Source organism: Noviherbaspirillum sp. ST9, assembly GCF_048799745.1.
In the GTDB taxonomy this organism is placed as follows: domain Bacteria; phylum Pseudomonadota; class Gammaproteobacteria; order Burkholderiales; family Burkholderiaceae_D; genus Noviherbaspirillum.
In genome coordinates this window covers 1-609 of record NZ_JBLWFR010000131.1, presented here as the reverse complement: position 1 = coordinate 609, position 609 = coordinate 1, and the positions used below count along the sequence as shown (strand labels likewise).

Annotated in this window: 1 protein-coding gene; it reads left to right on the top strand. The window is 44.8% G+C overall.

From position 1 onward, the window contains the following. Window positions 1-66 precede the first annotated feature (66 nt). Window positions 67-609: DUF4843 domain-containing protein (locus ACNOHI_RS25155; protein ID WP_420477460.1), on the top strand; the 543-nt coding region annotated here is incomplete at its 3' end.

The following is a 609-nucleotide window of genomic DNA, read 5'->3' as shown; positions in this document are numbered from 1 at the left end:
ACAGCGTATTTCTTTTATCTTTTCTTAGGTGTATTGTTTTTGTCTTCCTGCAAGAAGGAAGATATTATGTCGTTTCAAGCGAAGCCTGCAGTCAATTTTGTAGGGCAGACGACAGAGTATTCTTTTATGAGCAATCCTGAAAACGAATATGTTCAGGAAGTGGATGTAAGGATCTTGGGCGATACAGTGGATTACGACAGACATTTTTCTGCGGAAGTAGTAAAGGACTCTTTAACAACAGCAAGGGACGACCAGTTTGAGATTATTGGCGGTGTAGTAAAGGCTGGCGAATTTACCGGTAAGCTTTCTGTAAAGCTCCGGAATGCGCCGGAGCTTTCGACTTCGAAAATTGCAGTGAAATTAAAATTGATTGACTCGGAGGATTTTAAAGCTGGAAATATTGAGTTAAGCACCTTCGTGGTAACCTGGTCAAACCAGGTTGTTGTTCCGTCGTGGACTTATTTCAGGTATTATTTCACGGCTGTGGCAAGTACATCGGCCTACCGTGCTATTGTGGTTTCAACGGGCCTTACCAGGCTTACTGCCGCTGATTTCAGGGTAATGCAGGCGGCCGGGGCTGAGGCTCTGGGAACCAAGTTCGGCGACTAT